The sequence below is a fragment of the Blautia sp. ZXY-1-B12 genome (genome assembly GCF_056339915.1).
The window spans coordinates 1-6,406 of the sequence record NZ_JBWJVP010000069.1 but is presented as its reverse complement, the minus strand read 5'-3'; the positions used below and the strand labels follow the sequence as shown (position 1 = coordinate 6,406).

Annotated in this window: 6 protein-coding genes and 1 pseudogene; all 7 read right to left on the bottom strand. The window is 45.0% G+C overall.

Annotated features, from left to right (window positions below):
- A partial coding sequence (locus AC075L_RS05175) for an NTP transferase domain-containing protein (protein ID WP_476387279.1) occupies positions 1–190 on the bottom strand: 190 nt, incomplete at its 3' end.
- Positions 191–335: 145 nt separating this feature from the next.
- Positions 336–914, bottom strand: a complete 579-nt coding sequence (yqeC, locus tag AC075L_RS05170) for a selenium cofactor biosynthesis protein YqeC (protein WP_476387278.1) — start codon at positions 912–914, stop codon at positions 336–338.
- On the bottom strand, positions 874–1,752 hold the full coding sequence (gene yqeB, locus AC075L_RS05165) for a selenium-dependent molybdenum cofactor biosynthesis protein YqeB (protein WP_022381428.1): 879 nt from the start codon (positions 1,750–1,752) through the stop codon (positions 874–876). Before yqeB ends, yqeC begins: the two co-directional genes overlap by 41 nt.
- Positions 1,749–2,249 (bottom strand): xanthine dehydrogenase subunit XdhC, encoded by a 501-nt coding sequence (gene xdhC / locus AC075L_RS05160; protein WP_008703273.1) that lies wholly within the window; start codon positions 2,247–2,249, stop codon positions 1,749–1,751. Before xdhC ends, yqeB begins: the two co-directional genes overlap by 4 nt.
- Positions 2,246–3,130 carry a xanthine dehydrogenase subunit XdhB gene (xdhB, locus tag AC075L_RS05155; RefSeq protein WP_128867662.1) on the bottom strand — a complete coding sequence of 295 codons (885 nt, stop codon included), beginning with the start codon at positions 3,128–3,130 and terminating at the stop codon, positions 2,246–2,248. The genes xdhC and xdhB overlap by 4 nt, the downstream gene beginning before the upstream one ends.
- A gap of 15 nt (positions 3,131–3,145) precedes the next feature.
- Positions 3,146–5,419, bottom strand: a pseudogene (gene xdhA / locus AC075L_RS05150) (xanthine dehydrogenase subunit XdhA).
- 339 nt (positions 5,420–5,758) lie between these two features.
- Positions 5,759–6,250: a 4Fe-4S binding protein gene (locus tag AC075L_RS05145; RefSeq protein ID WP_022380733.1), complete on the bottom strand. Its 492-nt coding sequence runs from the start codon at positions 6,248–6,250 to the stop codon at positions 5,759–5,761.
- Positions 6,251–6,406: the final 156 nt, after the last annotated feature.

The following is a 6,406-nucleotide window of genomic DNA, read 5'->3' as shown; positions in this document are numbered from 1 at the left end:
TATTATCATTATTATTATCCTCTGTAATATCTGAATATTCCGAATAGATATTTTCTATTTTCTTCTTTGTATCATCCAGTTGTTCCAGCACATGTCGATACATAGGTATTCCGTCTATTTCATATAACAGTTTATTTGCCCCAAAACGGCGGCTGTTTCCAGCCGCCAGCATAATCATTGCAATTTTCAAAATAATTTATTCCTCCAAAAGGCTTCCGTAAGCCGCTACTGTATTCTTCCTTTCCAGTTCCTCAACAATGTGCTCTGCAGGTTCTTTCTCTCTGAGTATATCTGACTTGTTCAGATACACTCTGTATACTCTTTCTTCCACATCCTTAAAAAGTCCACAGATAGAAGTCGCAATCTTTACAATATCTTCTTTCAGTGATCGGAGCTTCCAGACTTTTCCTGAGAAATTCCGAAGTACGTTCCATACGGTAAGCACTCTGACTGATTGGCTGCCCCAGACAGTCCAGCCCGATCACACTGATCACAATGTCCGCACATCTTGGGATTACAGGCTCCCATTTCTCTGGGACTTTTACCGGATGATGCTTTGCTCCGTCCGCTTCCACAAGCATTACATCGCACAATTCTCTCAGTTCTTCCAGTTTTTCATCTGTCAGAGACGCATATTTACCTGTGTCCTCCTCATATTCCGCAGCAATCACATATCTTTCTTTGTCCAGAAGTTCTTTTACCCTGACTGCATCTCCGCCCCTGGCAAACGGAAGTTCAGATTCTCCTGCCATATGGGTGGTCGTGGTAATGATCACTCTCTTTCCCTTATCGATCAGTTCATCTGTAAGACGGTAGATCAGGCTGGTTTTGCCGCCGCCGCCAACTACAGCGATCACAGGGTATTTTTCATAATCAATCTGCAGCAGTTCCAGAAAATCGACCTGGTGCTTCATATGGCATCACTCCTTCTGAAAGCAGGATTTCCAATACACTGCCGGCAATACAGCGGGCTTTGTCGGAAATCGTGAAACAGTTTTTCTTTTGTTCTTTGCGCGGATCAATATCTGCAATTTTCATCCCCTTCGGCACTGTAAATCCATCTCTGATCATGCCACGCAAAACTCCTGTAAGAGAAGCCCTGACAGGTGTATCTCCGATCCAGGCAAGGACCTGATCCTTCTCCACGATATCTGCAATCTTTGAGATACAATGGATTTCCCCTGCCGCAGGAGCATGGAGCACGCGCTCTTTTCCAAATCCTCCAATGATACCCGGAACTCCTGTGTTTGGCATAGCAGCGCCTTTTGTGATGATTCTGGCAAGATTGTGGCCTCTCATAGTCTCCACTACATAATCCACATCCTCACCTGCCACAAATCCCGGTCCAAGACCAACGGTTAGATCTGCCATCTCTCTGGTGGTTCCAAGATTCTTTTTTGCAAGAATTGCATCTATCAGTGCTGCAGGTCTGTATTTCTTAAGGACAGTTCCTTCTGTGTCTGCCATAAGAGGAATCTCCCCGGCTTTCCAGACTGCCTCGCATTCCTCTACACTGTCAACTTTTCTGCAGAGAACTCCTTCCACAGAAGACTGCCCGTCGTAAACAGCCTCGCAAAAAGAAACCATTCGCCTGATCGCAGTGGGTTTCTCACATTCCAGTACCAGAAGACGGTAGCCGCATCGGTATAATCTGTGGATCGTACCGCTGGCCAGATCACCGCCACCTCTTATTATTACAACATTTTCCGGTTTATTGTCAGATTTTGGGACATTTGTGTATCTGTTTGTCATCTTACTGTCTTTCCTCTTCTTGTCTCATTTTCATCCATTACTTTTTCCACCGCATTTACAATGTTCTCATAACCTGTGCAGCGGCAGAGATTTCCTGCCATATGTTTCCGGATCGCATCTCTTGATAATTTCTCTCCACGTTCCAGTAAAACAGTGGCAGACATGATAAATCCGGGAGTGCAGAAACCGCACTGTATGGCACCTTCTTCGATAAATGCCTCCTGAATCCTGGTAAGTTCTCCGTTTTTCTCCAGACCTTCCAGTGTACGGATATTTTTACCCTCCGCCCAGACTGCCAGATAAATACAGGAGTCAATAGTCTCTCCGTCTATGATTACTGTACAGGCACCACATTCTCCTACTTCACAGCCCTTTTTTACAGAAGTCAGTCCAAGCCGGTTGCGAAGCATATCAAGCAGTGACTCCCTTACATCTACATATTCTTCAACTTCTCTTCCGTTTACTGTACATCGTACAAGCTGCATCTGCTTTTTCATATGCGGTCACCTCCTGCAAGTTCTACGGTACGTCTCAATGCCCGTGCCGCAATTTCTCCGCCGATCTGAAGACGAAATGCCCTGGATGCTCTCCAGGAATCTCTCGGATTGATTTCCTCCCGGATCAGCTGTGCTGTCTTTTCATACAGGCTTTCTTCTATCTTCATGCCCTTCAAAGCCTCTTCTGCCTTTGTGCAGCGGTACGGAACCGGAGCTGCCACCCCAAAGGTAATGCGCACATCTTCGATCACTCCTGCCTGTTGATCTATCTTGCTCACCACACTACAGCTGATCGTTGCGATATCCATGGCATTTCGCATGGAATACTTAATATAATGACCATGATACCCTTCATATTCTTTTGCAGGAATGATCACATAGGTCAGGATTTCTCCCTGCTGCAGCTCCACCTTGCCGGGTCCAAGATAGAAATCTTTTACAGGTACAAGACGGCCTTCCTTTCCATCTTCCAGCCTCAGCAGTGCGTTCAGGGAAAATACGGTCGGTGCACTGTCCGCACTGACTGCTCCGTTGCAGATGTTTCCACCGATAGTACCAATATTTCGTACCTGTGGTCCTCCTACCTGATCTACAGCCTCGCCAAGAACCGGAATATATTTCCTGATAATTGCATCATTTGTTATATGTGAGAAGACAGTTCCGGCACCAATATAAATATCTCCGTTATCCGCCATTTTTACACCCTGGATTTCTTTGATTCCATGGATGCTCACCAGAGAAGTTCCGGCAAATTTTCCCTCCCGGATCTTGATCAGTACATCACTTCCTCCGGAAATGATCCTGGCATCCGGATGTTCATTCAGTAATCTCACAGCATCTTTTACACTTTCAGCTTGATAATAGTTCTCAATATCGTACATAAAATCCCCTCCCCTCTAAATAAGTCTGGCCTTAATAAAGCCATCGATCAGTCTCTGTGGTGTCAGAGGATTTTCATTAAAGGCTACACCTGTTGCATGAAGTACTGCATTACGGATTGCCGGTGCACCCGGAATTGCCGGCGGTTCACCCAGTGCTTTGTTTCCGAAAGGTCCAACCGGATCATCAAGTTCCACAAAATCCGCCTTGATATCAGGAGTATCCATCATTGTCATCAGTTTATAGTCCAGCAGGGTTCCGTTCAGTGGTCTTCCTGTTTTCTCATCCAGAATGAGCTGCTCCGACAGACCGTATCCCATTCCCATAGACATACCGCCCTGTACCTGCATTTCAGCCAGTTTCGGATTAATAAGCTTCCCGCTGTCATGCACATTAATGATATGAAGGATTTTGATCTTGCCAAGCTTTATATCGACTTCCACTTCAGCAAAGCAGCATCCTGTGGCAATCGTATTTTTCTTTACCTGCTCGGAAACCTCTGCTGTAATAACAGAAGAATTGCCAAGACTGTAATAACTCTCCAATGCAAGATTTCCAAGAGATATTGCCGGATCCTTTCCTGCCATGATCCATCCATGATCAAGCCTCAGTTTCCTTGTCTCTTCAGGCAGCAGCTCTTTTGCATAAGCCAGAATCTTTTCCTTCAGAAGATTTGCGCAGTCTTTAACAACTGTTCCTGTTACAAACGACTGTCTGGATGCATAGGCACCGGTATCAAATGGTGTTACATCAGTATCCTGGACCGTCTGGATATGAATATCACTGATATCCATATTTAAAACCTCAGCCGTCATCTGGGAAAATACCGTATCAGCGCCCTGACCGATTTCAGTAGCTCCCAGCATCAGTCCAACACTTCCGTCCTGATTCAGAGTCATTCTTGCACCTGCAATTTCCAGTGAAATCGGCCATACACCTGTCTTATAGGAGAAAAGTGACATTCCGACGCCTCTGCGGATATTACCTGTCTGGTTTGTATATTCTTTTCGTTTTTCTTCCCAGTGGATATAATCTGCACCTTTTTCCAGACATTCAAAAATCCCGTTGGTGTTTGCTGCGATCGGCTTCAGGTAAGCATCCTCATAATATCCTTTGATAAGATTTTTCTTTCTGAACTCCAGAGGATCCATCCCGATCCTCTTTTGCAATATCATCCATAAAGCACTCAATTGCAAAACATACCTGCGGGATCCCGTATCCACGCATTGCTCCGCCTACCGGTGTATTCGTATAGACAGTATATGCCTCTCCTTTGATATTCGGACATGCATACTGCAGTCTCCAGGCAGTCAGGCCATTGGCTGCTATGGCGTGTCCATGGGAGGCATATGCTCCCTGATTGGAGATAGCCAGCATATCCTTTGCCAGAAGATGCCCCTCACTGTCAACACCTGCCGTCAGATCATACTCAATGGAATGACGGGTTCTGGTGTTGCAGAAAGTTTCCTCTCTGGTTATATCGAGTTTGACCGGTCTGCCGCCAACCTGCGTGGTAAGAAAAGCATTTAACGGTTCATACAGCACATCCTGCTTATTTCCGAATCCTCCACCTATGTATGGCTTAATGACTCTGATCTTTCCCCATGGGATTCCAAGAGCCTGCCCGATCACACGCCGGACAATATGCGGAATCTGAGTGGAAGTCACAACTATGATCCTGCCATTTTCCATATATGCACAGGAAATCGGATTCTCAATGTGGCAGTGCTGCACGATCGGGGTTTTATAACTGCGTTTTATAACTGTTTCGGATTCCTTCAGCCCTTCTTCCACATTTCCGATAAAGTAATTGGAACGGACAAGTACATTATCCTTTTTGTCGAGATGGATTGGCGGTTTGCTTCCATACATGGATTTACGCGGATGGATTTCTACCGGATATTCTTCATATTCAACTTCGATCAGGCGCAATGCCCTCTGGGCTGTGATTTCATCTTCTGCCACTACAGCAGCAATATCATCTCCGTAATAACGGACTCTTCCGGTAAGGATATTGCGGTCTGCAACATCCTGATGTGCCAGCTCCACAGACCAGGGATGTCCCGGCGTAGGATAACAATGATTCGTACGTCTTTAAAAGTAACCACTTTTACTACGCCGTCCAGAGCCTCTGCTTTACTGGTATCGATTGATTTTACGATACCGTTTCCGATCTTTGCGTGATAGATTTTTGCCACCAGACAGTTGGCAGGAACCAGGTCATCAGTAAATTTTGCACGTCCTGTAACTTTGTCATAGGCATCTACTCTTGGAACACTCTTTCCAATCATGTTTTCACCTTCTCTGTATTTATTTTTGGTTATTATATAGAAGGAGCCGGACACACCCCAAGGTATCTGTCTGTTCCCCTCAGGACTTATGTCCGGCTCCGAACCATGCTACTTTCCTTCACCTTTTTTCTGACATCAGGCGAATTTACTTTTTATTTGCATAATTGTTATCTGTTTTCTGATTTAAGTATAGCATATTTGGATATGAAATTGCAATCTTTTATTCAATTTTTACGTATTATTTTCCTATTAACGAAGTTGTTTGATTGGGTTACTGTTCACTGAGAATATCCTTTGTAATGTATTACTAAGAACAAAGTGAACAGTAACCTGATTTACTTAACGTATTTCTGTCAATATTCCATGCAGGTCATGGATAACGTGTCTTGGGCATTTCACTGCGCACATACCACAGCTCAGACATATGGATTCCTCGATCACTGCACAGTTGTCTTTTACTTTTATCGCACCGGCTGTGCAGGTCTTCTCGCAGATTCCACAGCCGATACAGCTGACGTTACATTGCTTCTTTGCTTCTGCACCTTTTTTCTTATTGGAACATTTTACCACAATGTAGTTTGCACACTCATGGACATGGATCACTTTCTGTGGGCAGACTTTCGCACAGGCGCCACAGCCAATGCATTTCTCCTCATCCACTTCCGCCACACCATACTCATTGATGGAAATGGCTCCGAATTTACATTTATCTATACAGGCTTTACATCCGATACATCCATCTGCACAGCCGGCCTCACCTTCGGCTGATCTGCATCCCCCATTACATGCAACTACAGCCGCGCGATATGGAAATTTCTTCTTTACTGCCATATTCAGCACTTCCTTTCATATGGTGTTCCGGTCAGAGGAAGACTATACTGTCTTTCACCATTCCATCTGAAATATGCATCTGCAATTGCAGGTGCAGTTGGGATAGAGGTGATCTCACCGATTCCAATGGCACCACAGGCTACATTCAGTCCCGGT

Excerpts from the sequence above, each read along its gene's own strand:
- yqeC (WP_476387278.1), bottom strand. The coding sequence starts at position 914 with ATGAAGCACCAGGTCGATTTTCTGGAACTGCTGCAGATTGATTATGAA.
- yqeB (WP_022381428.1), bottom strand. The coding sequence starts at position 1,752 with ATGACAAACAGATACACAAATGTCCCAAAATCTGACAATAAACCGGAA.
- xdhC (WP_008703273.1), bottom strand. The coding sequence starts at position 2,249 with ATGAAAAAGCAGATGCAGCTTGTACGATGTACAGTAAACGGAAGAGAA.
- xdhB (WP_128867662.1), bottom strand. The coding sequence starts at position 3,130 with ATGTACGATATTGAGAACTATTATCAAGCTGAAAGTGTAAAAGATGCT.
- AC075L_RS05145 (WP_022380733.1), bottom strand. The coding sequence starts at position 6,250 with ATGGCAGTAAAGAAGAAATTTCCATATCGCGCGGCTGTAGTTGCATGT.